Below are 12,976 nucleotides of genomic sequence, written 5' to 3' on the forward strand. Positions count from 1 at the left end.
GACAATATTCATCATGATGATTTTCCTCGGTTCCTCAAAACGAAAGGGAGCCATTGGCTCCCTAAAACGAAATCGGTCGACGTGATGGATCAGGCTTCTTTGAAGGCCTTCATCCGCTGTAGATGATGCGAGATATTTTTGAACTTATGAGTCTCGCGCTCATCCCACACGATGTCGTAATAGTTCTTCAATTCACGTTCAGTGTCCCGATTATCGCGCACTTCATCCTGAACGGAAAGGATACACAGGCAGTTTCCTGAATTTTTCTTACGAAATTCAGTTACACACTTGGTACCGATATCGTCATATTCTTCCGGCCGGTCGATCTTGCCCTGCATGTTCTCTTCTGGGTGCAGGTTGGGGTTGAAGATCACCTGGCGAATGCCGCACAGAAAGCCGATCCGTTCGCTCCAGTAGCCACCAAGTCCGACACCGCAGATCAGTGGTTTGGGATCGGTACTCATATCGAGCTGTTTTTTCACTTCCTTGAGCAGATGGCTCATATCATGACGGGGGTGAACCGTGCTGTAGTGCACGAAACGCACATCATCATCAATAAACTGCAACTGCAGCACTTTCTCGTGATTGCCGGGGCTGGTGGCATCAAAGCCATGCAGATAGATGATCATGGATAAGACCTCAGGAACTGTGTCGGTTTTATCGAAACTACCCCAGCGGCTGCCCCGCGCGCCACCAAAACATCCAACTTTCTTGCTTTGGATCACGCCCCCGCCCCCGATTGCGCCTTGTGACCCGCGAGCGCTGTCACATGCAGGGGGGCGCATTGCGAGCAACGCTCTGGTGCCTGGCTATCAAAGTGAGATCGCCAGACCGATAATGATAAATCCCTTACCAATCTGAGATGCCCCACCTCCTTCCCCTGCCAACAGCCGGACACTTATCTGGCCGGTATGTGACTCATCCCGCAAAAACAAGGCGTTATCGCCAAACGTTTTCGCTCATGAGCGGCATTGTGCATGTTTTGTGCACTGACCCGTGCTGCACCGGATCCCTCTCACCACTGCAAAGGGATCTGGCACGTCAGTCAATACACGAGATCAATGACCGGGAAAGCTGCGGCTTTCACTATCTTGCCTGTAGCAGTTGCGCGGGCTTCAAGGAGTGATCTGTTCATGAACGAGACCAACCCCCCCTCCCCCCGACCGGGCACGCGCAAGCGCCCGGTGGATGAAGTGGAGCGCATGCTCCCCATGGGCCAACTCTTTACCTTGGGCCTGCAACATGTGCTGGTGATGTACGCCGGCGCCGTGGCGGTGCCGTTGGTGATCGGCGGCAGTCTGGGGCTGCCCAAGGAGCAGATCTCCTACCTTATCAGTTCGGATCTCTTCTGCTGCGGTATCGTCACCCTGTTGCAATGTGTCGGGATTGGCCGCTTTGCCGGGATCCGGCTGCCGGTCATCATGTCGGTCACCTTTGCCGCCGTGATGCCGATGCTGGCCATCGGAGCCAACCCGGATCTGGGGCTGACGGGCATCTTCGGCGCCACCATCGCCGCCGGTATCATCTCGACCCTGCTAGTGCCGCTGATAGGTCGGCTGATGCCGCTCTTCCCCACCGTAGTGACCGGGGTGGTTATCACCTCCATCGGGATCAGCATCATGCAGGTGGGGATCGACTGGATGGCGGGGGGCAAGGGCAATCCGGAATATGGCAGCCTGCGCTACATCGGCACCAGCTTTGTGGTGCTCGTCTTTATCCTGCTGGTGACCCGCTTCACCAAGGGCTTTTTCAGCAATATTTCGGTGCTGCTCGGGATCATCTTCGGCTTCGTGGTGGCCATCGCCATGGGCGAAGTGAGCCTCGACGGCCTCGGCGAGGCAGCCTGGTTTGCCCCCATAGTACCGTTCGCCTTTGGTTGGCCCACCTTCGATCCCATCTCCATCGCCACTCTGACGGTGATCATGCTCATCACCTTTATCGAATCCATGGGGATGTTTCTGGCCCTTGGCGACATCGTCGGCCATCCGGCCAGGCGCGGTGATATCGTGCGCGGGCTGCGGGTGGATGGCATAGGCACCATTATTGGTGGGATCTTCAACAGCTTCCCCCACACATCGTTCTCCCAGAATATCGGTCTGGTGAGCGTGACCGGAGTATCGAGTCGCTGGGTCTGCGTGATGTCGGGGGGGATCCTGCTTGCCTTTGGCCTCATCCCCAAGATGTCGGTGCTGGTCGCCTCCATCCCGCCCTTCGTGCTGGGGGGCGCCGGTATCGTCATGTTCGGCATGGTGCTGGCAACCGGCATTCGCATCCTGGCGCGCACCGATTACAACAGCAACCGTCACAACCTCTATATCGTCGCCATCAGTCTTGGAATTGGCATGATCCCGACGGTCTCCGGGAATTTTTTCCAGCAGCTTCCGGCGCAGCTACAACCGCTTTTTCATAGCGGTATTCTGTTGGCCACCATCAGCTCGGTGCTGCTCAACCTCTTCTTCAACGGCTATCAGCCAGATCTGACTCACCAGACCCGTCCACTGTTCGTTGGTCCCATCAAACCGCAACAAAAGCAGGCATAACAAACAGGCCCCCGGACAGCGAGACTGTCCGGGGGCCTGTTGTTCATATCACCGCTGACCCAATCAGGCAGGCAACTGCGTGAAGCGCTCTACCGCCTGCGCTACTTGTGCCAGACTCCCCTGCCAGAAGGCGGCCTCACGGATATCCTGCCCCAGATGCTTGGCTACCAGATCTTCGGCACTCATCCGGCCAGTATCGCGCAGCAAGGCGCGATACGCCTCGGCCACGCCCTCTTCCCCCGCCGCCTTGCGGCTCATCAACTGCTGATAGACCCCGAGGCTGAACAGATAACCGAACAGATAGGGGTAATTGTAAAAGCCCAGCCCCGCGATGGAGAAGTGCGCCTTGGCCGCCCAGAACATGGGATGATAGCGGGTCAGGCTCCCCTCATACCAACGCCCCCACGCCTCGTCAGTCAACGCCTTGAGTCGCTCTGCCGACACATAACCCTGCGCCCGCTCGGCCACCAGCGCCCGCTCGAAATCGAAGCGGGCCGGAATATTGACCAGGAAGGTGGCTGCGCCATCGGCCTCCGCCCAGGCGATGGCCAACTGCTCTTCGGGACTTTCTGCCTGCTCGAACAGGGCGCTGCGCACCAGGGTTTCGGCGAAGATGGAGGCCGTTTCGGCCAGCGTCATGGGATAGCTGCGCTGACTCATCGGCAGATCGCGGATCACCCAGTTGTGCCAGGCGTGACCCAGCTCATGGGCCAGAGTGATGACGTTGTCCATGGTGCCGGCATAGGTGACGAAGACCCGCGGCTCGACCGGTTCGGCAAACTTGGTGCAGTAGGCGCCGGTGCGGCGATTTGGCGTGGGCGCCGCATCAATCCACCCCCTCTCGGCCATCATGCGGGCAAATGCCCCCATCTCGGGATCGAAACGGCTAAAGGCATCGGCAATCAACTCGATCGCCTCATCAAAAGGAATGTCGCGGCTGCTGGAAGCAGGCGGCGGCGCAAAGAGATCCTCCGGCCCCAGATCGTCGAGACCAAGGCGCTCGGCCATCAGCTCCAGCGCCCGCTGGCCCAACCCACGGGCTCGCCAGGTTTCGCTCATCAGGGCATCGAGGGTGGCACGCTCGATATGGCTCTGGTGGCAGGAGAGATCCAGCTCATCGAGCAAACGGGTGTTGCCACGCTGACGGGCCAGCTCCAGCCGCCAGCCGTTGATGGCATTGAGGATGGCGGCGACCGTCTCCTGCTCATCTTCCCAGCCAGCACTGATGGCATCAAACGCCTCAAGGCGCAATGCCCGCACCGGGCTGGAGAGCAGATTGCTCGCCTCGGCCAGCCCCATCTCGCGGCCATCAATGGTCAAGCGGATCTTGCCCACCAGATCGTTGTAGAGGTTGCCCCAGGCGTGCAGGCCATCGGTGCCCAGACCAATCACCAGCTGCTCTGCCGCCACCGGCAGGCGCTGATCCTGCAAACGACGCTCGTGGCGCAGGCGGAACGCCTCCTCGCCTAGTAGCGGATCCGCCATCAGCGCGGCGAATTCCTCTTCCGGCAAGGCCAGCATCAGATCTTCCACCGGCGCCAGCGTCTTGAACAGATCGGCATTAAGGGCGCGGGCACGGGACGCCAACTGTTTGGCCTGCGGATCCCGCGCATCCTGACTGCCGCGGCATGCGGCCAGAATGGCGACGTTCCAGCCGATATGGCGAATATCACGGGCGCGCAGCCGCACTTCCCGCAAGAAATCCAGCAGTGCAGCGTCATCACCGCGCACCATGTCCAGACCCGCCATATAGCTGGTCAGCTCCTCCAGCGCGTGGCGGGCGGCGCGCATGTCCGCTTCCAGCTCTGGGCTGTCGAGGCCCGGGTAGATATGGTCGTTATTCCACTGTTGTTGATACATAGCTTCTCGCAAAGGCCTTTATCGGGAGGCGCAACAGACCTGCGGGCAGCAAGTCCGAAACCGGGCAACCCGAAGGCCAAAAAATGAAGAGAGGAAAAAAGAGACAATGGCCCGCAAGCTCGCTTATCCCTTGGCCGGGGCGAGACGGCTCACCAGCGTCATCACGGCAACCAGCAGCAGACCCGCCACCACACCGGCCACGGCGTTGAGCAGCGTCGGCGTCACCGCCGCCAGTACGGCACCTACTGTGGGCAGGGTGGCGACTACAGCGGCTGCACCTTCAATCAGGTGATGGGCAAAGGGCCAGCCATGCACCAGAATGCCGCCGCCCACCATAAACATGGCGATGGTGCCGACCAGTGCCAGCAGGTGCATCAGACGAGGCGCCGTCACCAACAGTCCCTGCCCCACCCCGCGGCGCAAGGCGCTGCCATCGGGCTTTTGCAGCAGATGCAGACCGATGTCATCGAGCTTGACGATCAGCCCCACCAACCCGTAGACCCCGATGGTCATCAGCAGGGCGATGCCCGCCACCACCGATAGCTGCAGCGCGAGGCTTGCTCCCTGTACCGTGCCAAGAGCGATGACGATGATCTCGGCAGAGAGAATAAAATCGGTGCGGATCGCCCCTTTTACCTTCTGCTGCTCGAAGGCGACCAGATCATCGGGAATAGGAGCTGTGTGTGCCTCACCTTCGCTCACTTCATGAGGCAGGAACTTGTGGGCCAGCTTCTCGGCCCCCTCAAAGCAGAGGTAGGCGCCTCCCAGCATCAAGAGTGGCGTGATAAGCCAGGGCACCAGGGCACTGATGGCGATGGCGGCGGGCACCAGAATCAGCTTGTTGCGAAATGAGCCTTTGGCCACCGCCCACACCACCGGCAGCTCCCGCTCGGCACGCACTCCGGAAACCTGCTCCGCGTTGAGGGCCAGATCATCCCCCAATACCCCGGCGGTCTTCTTCGCCGCCATCTTGGTCATCAGCGCCACGTCATCAAGCACGCTGGCGATATCGTCGAGCAGGGCCAACAAACTGGTTCCAGCCATATCAAAGATCCCTTATATCAGTGAGAAACGTCTTCCCGAAAAATGTCTCGCGCTTGTTCACCACGACCTTGGTCATCAGCGCCACGTCATCAAGCACGCTGGCGATATCATCGAGCAGGGCCAACAAACTGGTTCCGGCCATATCAAAGCTTCCTTATATCAGTGAGAACAACCTCGGGAGAGAGGTGTACGTCCCGATAACCACCAGGGTCAACAGGACCACCTCATGGCGATCGCAGGCCATCATCGGCCGCGCCAAGAATCCGGCGCTCACCATCGGGGGTTACGTCTTTCGGGCAAAAGATGGCACAGTGTAACGAGAAGCCGCCGTTTCGGCAGCACCCCTGAGCCATTTGTTCCTGGTTCCCTCTGAATCACCTCAAGGAGTTCCCATGCAACCCTGGCAATCTCTGCTCGCTCTCTGGTTTGGCAACGAAGCCGATGACGTCCTGCGGGCCACACGGCAAGCCCCGCTCTGGTGGGGAAAAAGCAGCGAAACGGATGCCCTGCTGGCCAGCCGCTTTGGCGAGCTGGCAGAGGCCGCAGCCAAGGGCAGTCTCGCCCACTGGGCCGATCTCCCCAGCGGGCGGCTGGCGCTGATCCTGCTGCTCGACCAGTTGCCCCGCAATATCCATCGCGGCACGCCTGCAGCCTTTGCCCGGGATCCGCTGGCACGGGATCTCTGCCTGAAAGGGCTGTCCATCGGGGCGGACAAATCCCTCTCACCACTGGAGCGGGTCTTCTTCTATCTGCCGCTGGAGCATGCCGAATCCCGCGAACAACAGGCCAGAAGTGTGGCGCTGTTCGAGGCACTGGCTGCCGAGCAAGCTGGCACACCGGCGCAGGCGACCTTTGCCGGATTTGCCGACTTTGCCCGCCGCCATCAGGTGATCATCGAACGCTTTGGCCGCTTCCCCCACCGCAACGACATTCTGGGTCGCACCAGCACACCAGAAGAGGCGGCATTTTTGCAGCAACCGGGCTCAAGCTTCTAAGCAAGCCATATAAAAAATCCCCGCCAGCTTGCTGGCGGGGATAGCGAATGGATAACAACCGTCGGCGTTACTGAATACGGTAACGGGATATCTGCTGGTGGATGCTCTCGGTGGTGACATTGAGCTCCTCGGCTGCGGCTGAGGTCTCCTCCGCTGTGCTGCTGGTTTGCTGCACGACATGAGCAATCTGCTCTACCTGATGAGCGATCGACTCGGCGGCCGAACTCTGCTCGCGGATGGCATTGGTGATCTCGCCCACCTGCTCCATCACCCGGTGCGACGCACTGCGGATTTCGGCAATAATGGCGCCACTCTCGGTCGCCATGGTGACCCCCTGGCTCACCTTCTCCTCCACAAGATGCATGCGGGAGACCGTATTGTTCGACTCCTGCTGGATCGCCTCTACAGTGGCAGATATCTCCTGAGTGGATTGGGCTGTGCGCTCAGCCAGTTTGCGCACCTCATCCGCCACCACCGCAAAGCCACGGCCGGACTCCCCGGCCCTCGCCGCTTCAATGGCCGCGTTCAAGGCCAGCAAGTTGGTCTGCCCCGCCACATCACGGATCACGTTGACCACACCGCCAATGCGCGAAATGCCCTCACCCAGCGCAATGACCTCGGCCGAGGCCTGCCGAATGGAGTCGGCTATCTCGTTGATGGCATGAACGGTGCGCTCGATGGTCCGGCCCCCTTCGGTCGCCAGCTGCCCCGACTCGTTGGTGATGCGGCTCGTCTCCTGAGTGCGCTGGGAGATATCTGTGATGCTGACCGTCATCTCTTCGACACCGGCGGCTATCAGACTGGTGGCATCATTGGCCTGATTAGCCGAGCTGGCCAAGTGTTGCGCTGCCTGAGAGAGGGATTCGGCAGTGCTCTTGATCTGCAAGCTGCCGACGGAAAATTCGGTAAATGTCTGTTGCAGCGTATCGAGCAGCCGGTTGACCGCATTGAGGGTCAGGCCAATCTCATCCTGCTGTTTCACATCAGCTCTCAGGGTAAAGTTGAGGTCACGCTGGATCCGGGTCAGGGTATCCATGGCGGTGCGAAGGGGATTGGCCACCTGATTGAACAACCAGACAAACAGCCCCATCGTCAGCACGGTGGCACCACCAGCGATCAACAACAGGGTTTGCAGGCTGTTGTCGTAGTTCTCCTGGCCCTGCTTCTTGAGCGCCAGTCCCAAATCCATATTGAAGTTGACGTGAAGCTCGATGGCCTTGGCAAACTGCTTGAACAGTGCGTATGCCTCTCCCGCCAGCATGTCTCTGGCTTCATCATTCTTGTTTTGGCGGGAGAGCTGCAGAACCTTGTCTATCTCCTGATAATATTGCGCGACTATGCGTTGATCATCGTCAGTCAGGCGCCGATCTTCATCATTGGAGAGCATCTCTGCCTTATATTTGTCGAGCAGCGAATTGATTTGTCCCCGTATCTCGGTGATACCCGTTTCAATCTGCTGCATCCTGCTTGAGTCGGTATTGAGCACATGCGTTTGTACCAGCGAGTGCAATTCATAGAAATCGGCCTGCACTTCCTTAATCAGCGAAATACTGGGCACCGTATTGTCCGTCACATAGCTCAAATCACGGTTGCCTGCCCCAAGGCGATTGATACTGAACCAACTGAGAAAAATGAGCGTCAGCATCACCAGCAGCGCGATCAGTTGCAGTCGACGAGCAATATTCATAACCGTACACTCCAGATGGAAACTATCTAGCAGTGTAGACGAGCCATAAACAACAACGGCCCGCATTGGCGGGCCGTTGTTGTTTATTTTTCATGGCGTTGTGATCAGGCTTTGGCTGGCTCACTCTCGCCCAGCGCGACGGTTTCACCCAGACTGTCTTCGGTCTTGGCGACCACGCTGGCGGCGATGGCGTTGCCCAGCACGTTGGTGGCTGAGCGGCCCATGTCGAGGAAGTGGTCGATCCCCAGCAGCAGCAGGATGCCCGCTTCCGGAATATGGAACTGGTTCAGGGTAGCGGCAATCACCACCAGAGAAGCGCGCGGCACCCCGGCCATCCCCTTGGAGGTGACCATCAACAGCAGCAGCATGGTGATCTGCTGGGCCATGGAGAGCTCGATGCCATACGCCTGGGCGATGAACATCACCGCGAAGGTGCAGTACATCATGGAGCCGTCGAGGTTGAAGGAGTAACCCATCGGCAACACGAAGCTGGCGATGCGCTTGTCACAACCGAACTTCTCCAGACGATCCAGGGTCTTCGGATAGGCGGCTTCGGAGCTGGCGGTCGAGAAGGCGAGCAGGATGGGCTCGCGGATCATCGCCAGCAGCTTGATGACACGGCCACGCAGGAAGACGCTGCCCATGGCGATCAGCAGCAGCCAGAGACAGGCCAGCGCAATATAGAACTGGGCCATAAAGCTGCCGTAGGTAACCAGAATACCCAGCCCCTCTTTGGCCACCATGGCGGCGATTGCGCCAAACACCGCGAACGGCGCAAAGTTCATCACATAACCGGTCACTTTCAGCATGATCTCGGCAGCGCTGGCCATCAGCACCACTACCGGCTTGGCCAGATCGCCGAGCGCGGCGGCAGCCAGACCGAAGAAGAGGGAGAAGACCACGATCTGCAGGATCTCGTTGGTGGCCATCGCCTCTACGACGCTCTTGGGAATGGCGTGGGTCACGAAATCTTTCAGGGTAATGGCACCGGCAGCAATGCCCGAGCTGGCGGTGTCATTGGGCAGGGAGAGCGAAAGCCCCACACCCGGCTGCATCAGGGTCACCATCACCAGACCCAGGCTCAGGGACATCAGGGAGGCCAGCATGAACCAGCCGAGGGTCTTGGCACCGATACGACCCACAGTGCGGGTGTCGCCCATCTTGGCGATACCGACCACCAGGGTGGTGAAGACCAGGGGAGCTATGATCATCTTGATCAGTCGCAGGAAGATATCGGTCAGGATCGTGATGTTATTGGCAAAATCCGCAGCCTGATCTGCGGCAAACATCCGATAGCCCTGGCCGGTGAGGATGCCAAACATCATGGAGATGAGGATGGCGACCGTCAGTTTATTCATTTTCATGGGGGAGTCCCGGTTTTGATTGGTGCAAGCCGTAAACGGTGGCATGGGAGCCACAACAGTCCGTTTTTGTGATCCGAGCCGTTGATTCCTGGCGGCTGGTATGCTGGGAGAATGCCTAAAAGCAGGGGGTAAATCTAGAGGGTTTATCCAGAATTTTATGCTGCTATTAGGTGTATGTGATATAGATCTTGCAAAAAGCCAATATTAATCGCTGTTTATTTTTATTTCAGCGAGATATTTCGCGGAAAGACTTCGCTCATCAACCGCTTGTTGCAACAGCGTAAACGTGAGTAGCGCCGAGATGGTGTGCTGCACCTGCATCTGGGACATAAAGAGATCCGGTTCATCCTCGTCAAAGCCGAAGATCGGCCGTGATGGGGTCACCCTGACGGCATCGCGGTTAATGGTCAGCTCATCGACTTTGAGCCAGGAGTACCCCTCTGCCAGTGCCAGCTCCCCTGCCCGCTTGAGCACATATTTGCGGGCGGTCTCCCTGTCCACCAGATCGTTGCCGACAAACTCCAGCTGCCACTTGTCCGGGCCAAGCCGGGTCTGGGAAAAACCGGTCTGGCCGTTCCAGAATGACTTTTCACTCTCGTAAGGGGTGGCGCAGCCCACCAGCAGCAGGGTGAGCATCAGCAGACAACAGGGTTTAGATAGGGATGCAGACACGAGAGGCCTCGACAGGCAAATGAGCAACAGAGTTGTTACTACAACATAAAGCGCGGTGGCTGCACAATCTGCTCACGCCAACAGCGACCAGCGTGCACCACCACTGACTTCACGCCTCTAGGGCAAATAGCAGGCAAAAGAAAAGGCTATGTCCCAATTACGTGTTGCATGGGGCGCCCCAGCGCCTCATGCAAACATGTTTTGATATTTACGCCTTTTCCGTAACGCTCCAGCATCCGGCGCCAACCCAAGTAGTTCTTCAGGTAGTGCGTCGCCACGCCATGGAACCGCTCCATCCACGCTTTCAACCGATGGTGATATCCGTTCACATGCTGGATGTGATACGCACCGACTACCCGTTCGCCTTGACGATTGCGCACCACCTGATGGGTTATACCCTGTTCCTTGCTGAAACAGGCATACACACCCGCCCCATCGCTACACAGCACCGCATCCGGTGACACCAACGGCTTCAACACCGCGATGACCGTCTCGGCATCTATTTTCTCCAACTGGAAATCCGCATGGTGGCCTGCACGCTCTTGTACCACCATCACCGGGATGTAATCTGGCCCGGTTCCACGAGTTCGACCTTTACCACCGCGATGACGTGGTGGACGCGGCAGTCCCCGCTGCCCCTTGAACGATTCAAGGAAGAAGGTCTCATCAACCTCAACGATGCCCTCTTCCCGGGTGGCCTGATGGGTTGCCATCGCGCGCAAGAAGCGGTGACGCCAGAGGAACGCGGTGTTCTTGCTGACCCCACAGCGCCGCGCAGCCTGGCGGACAGTCAGTCCTTCGATGAGGGCTTGCGCGTAGTCTTCCCAGCACTGTGCTTTACGCAATCTGGCCAAGGGCGTCTTGGTCAGAACGGTGCTGGTGCGCAGACACAGTTTGCAACGGTAGCGGCGCAGTCCCCGACTCCATCCCCAAGGCGCCAGCTGGGTAACATCGGCCTGACAATGGGGGCAGCCACTGCATGCCGGTAACTGAGTATTGAGCGAGGTAATGGTGTGGGGTGCAGTGAGCTCCTGCTGAGCAACACGGCGCTGGCGCAGGGTTAACTGGGGAAAAAGGGACAACAGGTGTTGAAAGGCTGGGGTATCCATGATGGTAGACCTCAAGGTGATGGCCTACTTCAAGATTAGCCTTTCAACACGTAGCCAAAGAAAAGGCCTTGTCGTTTGACAAGGCCTTTACCGGGGAATTTGGTCGGTGTGAGAGGATTCGAACCTCCGACCCTCTACACCCCATGCAGATGCGCTACCTGGCTGCGCTACACACCGACGGAGTCAGCTCGGCTGACGGGGGCAGAGTTTATGGAGATGACCCTGCCCTGTCAACAGGGAAACGCCGCCAATTCCTCGGCCACGGTGCGTTCGCCTGCTTTGCGAACAATCAGCGGTTAAAGGTCAGCCGCTTGCCCAGGATCTGGTCAGTCACCTGCCCGTTTTGCCAGGCGATCTGGCCGTTCACCAGCGTCATCTCCACCGTGCTGTGGAAGCGGTAGCCGTTGAAGGGCGACCAGCCACAGTGGTAGAGGATGTTGTCATCGTTGACCACATAGGGCTTGCCCAGATCCAGCAGCACCAGATCGGCGAAATACCCCTCGCGGATATAACCGCGATCCTGCACCTGGAAGCGCTCGGCTACCGCGTGGGAGGTCTTCTTGACGATAGTCTCCAGGGTAAACACGCCGTTGTGGTAGAGCTCCAGCAGCGCCTGCAAAGAGTGCTGCACCAGCGGCACACCGGACGGCGCCTTGAAGTAGCTGTTCTGCTTCTCTTCCCAGGTGTGGGGAGCGTGGTCGGTGGCGATGATATCAAGCACGTCGTTACGTACCGCATCCAGCAGCGCCTGCTGGTCGGCGGCACTCTTCACCGCAGGGTTGCACTTGATCAGGCTGCCCTGGGTCTCGTAATCGGCTTCATTGAAGAAGAGGTGGTGAACGCACACCTCGGCGGTGATGTTCTTGTCCTTCAGCTCGCTCAGGTCGTGGCTGGCGGTAAACAGCGACAGCTCCTTGGCCGAGGTCAGATGCAGCACGTGCAGCTTGGCACCGTACTGCTTGGCCAACGCCACCGCCATGCTGGAGGATTTGTAGCACGCTTCGTCGCTGCGAATGCGGCCGTGCTCGCCCATCGGCACATTCTCGCCCCACTTGGCCCGTGCCGCCTCTTCCGCCTTGGCGATGGTCGGGGTGTCTTCGCAGTGGGTCACGATCATCACCGGGCTCTCGCGGAAGATGGCCGCCAGGGTCTCCTGATTGTCCACCAGCATGTTGCCGGTCGAGGAGCCCATAAACACCTTGACCCCGCAGGACTGCTTGGGGTCGAGACGCTTGATCTCTGCAAGGTTGTCGTTGGTGGCGCCGAGATAGAAGCTGTAGTTGGCGACGGAGGAGTTGGCGGCGATCTGGTATTTGGCTTCGAGGGCGTCGAGGGTGGTGGTCTGGGGATTGACGTTGGGCATTTCCATGAAACTGGTGGTGCCACCGGCGACGGCGGCACGGGATTCGCTGGCAATAGTCCCCTTGTGGGTCAATCCCGGCTCCCGGAAGTGGACCTGATCATCGATCATTCCGGGGATGAGATGACGACCTGCGGCATCGATAACCAGCGCATCGGGCGCCTCGATATCCGGGGCAATGCGGGCAATCCGTTCCCCCTCGATCAACACATCGGAGGCATAGATGCGGCCTTCGTTGACCAGGGTGGCATTTTTGATAAGCAGTTTGTTCATGGGGGGTTCCAGTTCCTTTGCCGATAATCGCGGGTCATAATAGCGCAAAACTGCCCTTTCTCTGTAGCAAGG

Annotated in this window: 11 protein-coding genes and 1 tRNA gene; 2 read left to right on the top strand and 10 right to left on the bottom strand. The window is 58.8% G+C overall.

The window, feature by feature from the left end:
* Window positions 1-89: 89 nt before the first annotated feature.
* A complete protein-coding gene (gene ycfP / locus G5358_RS05325; protein ID WP_005334000.1) occupies window positions 90-629 on the bottom strand; it encodes an alpha/beta hydrolase YcfP in 540 nt (179 codons plus the stop codon).
* A 504-nt stretch (window positions 630-1,133) separates the two neighbouring features.
* Here ycfP and G5358_RS05330 point away from each other — a divergent pair.
* Complete coding sequence (locus G5358_RS05330; RefSeq protein ID WP_216954032.1) at window positions 1,134-2,540, top strand: nucleobase:cation symporter-2 family protein; 1,407 nt, start codon at window positions 1,134-1,136, stop codon at window positions 2,538-2,540.
* Between the two features lie 63 nt (window positions 2,541-2,603).
* On the opposite strand, the gene G5358_RS05335 is transcribed toward G5358_RS05330, so the two are convergent.
* The 3 genes from G5358_RS05335 to G5358_RS05345 all read right to left on the bottom strand — a co-directional run bounded on the left by G5358_RS05335 (window position 2,604) and on the right by G5358_RS05345 (window position 5,586).
* On the bottom strand, window positions 2,604-4,400 hold the full coding sequence (locus G5358_RS05335; RefSeq protein ID WP_421323761.1) for a M3 family oligoendopeptidase: 1,797 nt from the start codon (window positions 4,398-4,400) through the stop codon (window positions 2,604-2,606).
* Window positions 4,401-4,523: 123 nt separating this feature from the next.
* Window positions 4,524-5,444 (bottom strand): DUF808 domain-containing protein, encoded by a 921-nt coding sequence (locus G5358_RS05340; protein WP_421323762.1) that lies wholly within the window; start codon window positions 5,442-5,444, stop codon window positions 4,524-4,526.
* Between the two features lies 1 nt (window position 5,445).
* The gene (locus G5358_RS05345; protein ID WP_021231002.1) at window positions 5,446-5,586 is read right to left on the bottom strand and encodes a hypothetical protein; all 141 of its coding nucleotides are present in this window, start codon (window positions 5,584-5,586) and stop codon (window positions 5,446-5,448) included.
* 250 nt (window positions 5,587-5,836) lie between these two features.
* On the opposite strand from G5358_RS05345, the gene G5358_RS05350 reads away from it, so the two are divergent.
* Window positions 5,837-6,439, top strand: a complete 603-nt coding sequence (locus G5358_RS05350; protein WP_421323763.1) for a DUF924 family protein — start codon at window positions 5,837-5,839, stop codon at window positions 6,437-6,439.
* A 67-nt stretch (window positions 6,440-6,506) separates the two neighbouring features.
* Here G5358_RS05350 and G5358_RS05355 read toward each other — a convergent pair whose 3' ends face one another.
* The 6 genes from G5358_RS05355 to G5358_RS05380 form a co-directional block, all read right to left on the bottom strand.
* Entirely contained in the window at window positions 6,507-8,126 is a 1,620-nt protein-coding gene (locus tag G5358_RS05355; protein ID WP_421323764.1) for a methyl-accepting chemotaxis protein, read from the bottom strand.
* A 104-nt stretch (window positions 8,127-8,230) separates the two neighbouring features.
* A complete protein-coding gene (locus G5358_RS05360) occupies window positions 8,231-9,490 on the bottom strand; it encodes a dicarboxylate/amino acid:cation symporter (RefSeq protein ID WP_005334018.1) in 1,260 nt (419 codons plus the stop codon).
* A gap of 204 nt (window positions 9,491-9,694) precedes the next feature.
* Entirely contained in the window at window positions 9,695-10,126 is a 432-nt protein-coding gene (locus G5358_RS05365; protein ID WP_216954397.1) for a CC0125/CC1285 family lipoprotein, read from the bottom strand.
* Window positions 10,127-10,308: 182 nt separating this feature from the next.
* Window positions 10,309-11,271 carry an IS1595 family transposase gene (locus G5358_RS05370; protein WP_421323765.1) on the bottom strand — a complete coding sequence of 321 codons (963 nt, stop codon included), beginning with the start codon at window positions 11,269-11,271 and terminating at the stop codon, window positions 10,309-10,311.
* A 100-nt stretch (window positions 11,272-11,371) separates the two neighbouring features.
* Window positions 11,372-11,448 (bottom strand) — tRNA-Pro (locus G5358_RS05375).
* Window positions 11,449-11,560: 112 nt separating this feature from the next.
* A complete protein-coding gene (locus G5358_RS05380) occupies window positions 11,561-12,904 on the bottom strand; it encodes a dihydroorotase (RefSeq protein WP_129503690.1) in 1,344 nt (447 codons plus the stop codon).
* Between the last annotated feature and the right edge of the window lie 72 nt (window positions 12,905-12,976).

The organism is Aeromonas sp. 604176 (assembly GCF_049170755.1).
Taxonomy (GTDB): Bacteria; Pseudomonadota; Gammaproteobacteria; order Enterobacterales; family Aeromonadaceae; genus Aeromonas; species Aeromonas veronii_A.

Coding starts and splice junctions, on each gene's coding strand:
- ycfP (WP_005334000.1), bottom strand. CDS start 629: ATGATCATCTATCTGCATGGCTTTGATGCCACCAGCCCCGGCAATCAC.
- G5358_RS05330 (WP_216954032.1), top strand. CDS start 1,134: ATGAACGAGACCAACCCCCCCTCCCCCCGACCGGGCACGCGCAAGCGC.
- G5358_RS05335 (WP_421323761.1), bottom strand. CDS start 4,400: ATGTATCAACAACAGTGGAATAACGACCATATCTACCCGGGCCTCGAC.
- G5358_RS05340 (WP_421323762.1), bottom strand. CDS start 5,444: ATGGCTGGAACCAGTTTGTTGGCCCTGCTCGACGATATCGCCAGCGTG.
- G5358_RS05345 (WP_021231002.1), bottom strand. CDS start 5,586: ATGGCCGGAACCAGTTTGTTGGCCCTGCTCGATGATATCGCCAGCGTG.
- G5358_RS05350 (WP_421323763.1), top strand. CDS start 5,837: ATGCAACCCTGGCAATCTCTGCTCGCTCTCTGGTTTGGCAACGAAGCC.
- G5358_RS05355 (WP_421323764.1), bottom strand. CDS start 8,126: ATGAATATTGCTCGTCGACTGCAACTGATCGCGCTGCTGGTGATGCTG.
- G5358_RS05360 (WP_005334018.1), bottom strand. CDS start 9,490: ATGAAAATGAATAAACTGACGGTCGCCATCCTCATCTCCATGATGTTT.
- G5358_RS05365 (WP_216954397.1), bottom strand. CDS start 10,126: ATGCTCACCCTGCTGCTGGTGGGCTGCGCCACCCCTTACGAGAGTGAA.
- G5358_RS05370 (WP_421323765.1), bottom strand. CDS start 11,271: ATGGATACCCCAGCCTTTCAACACCTGTTGTCCCTTTTTCCCCAGTTA.
- G5358_RS05380 (WP_129503690.1), bottom strand. CDS start 12,904: ATGAACAAACTGCTTATCAAAAATGCCACCCTGGTCAACGAAGGCCGC.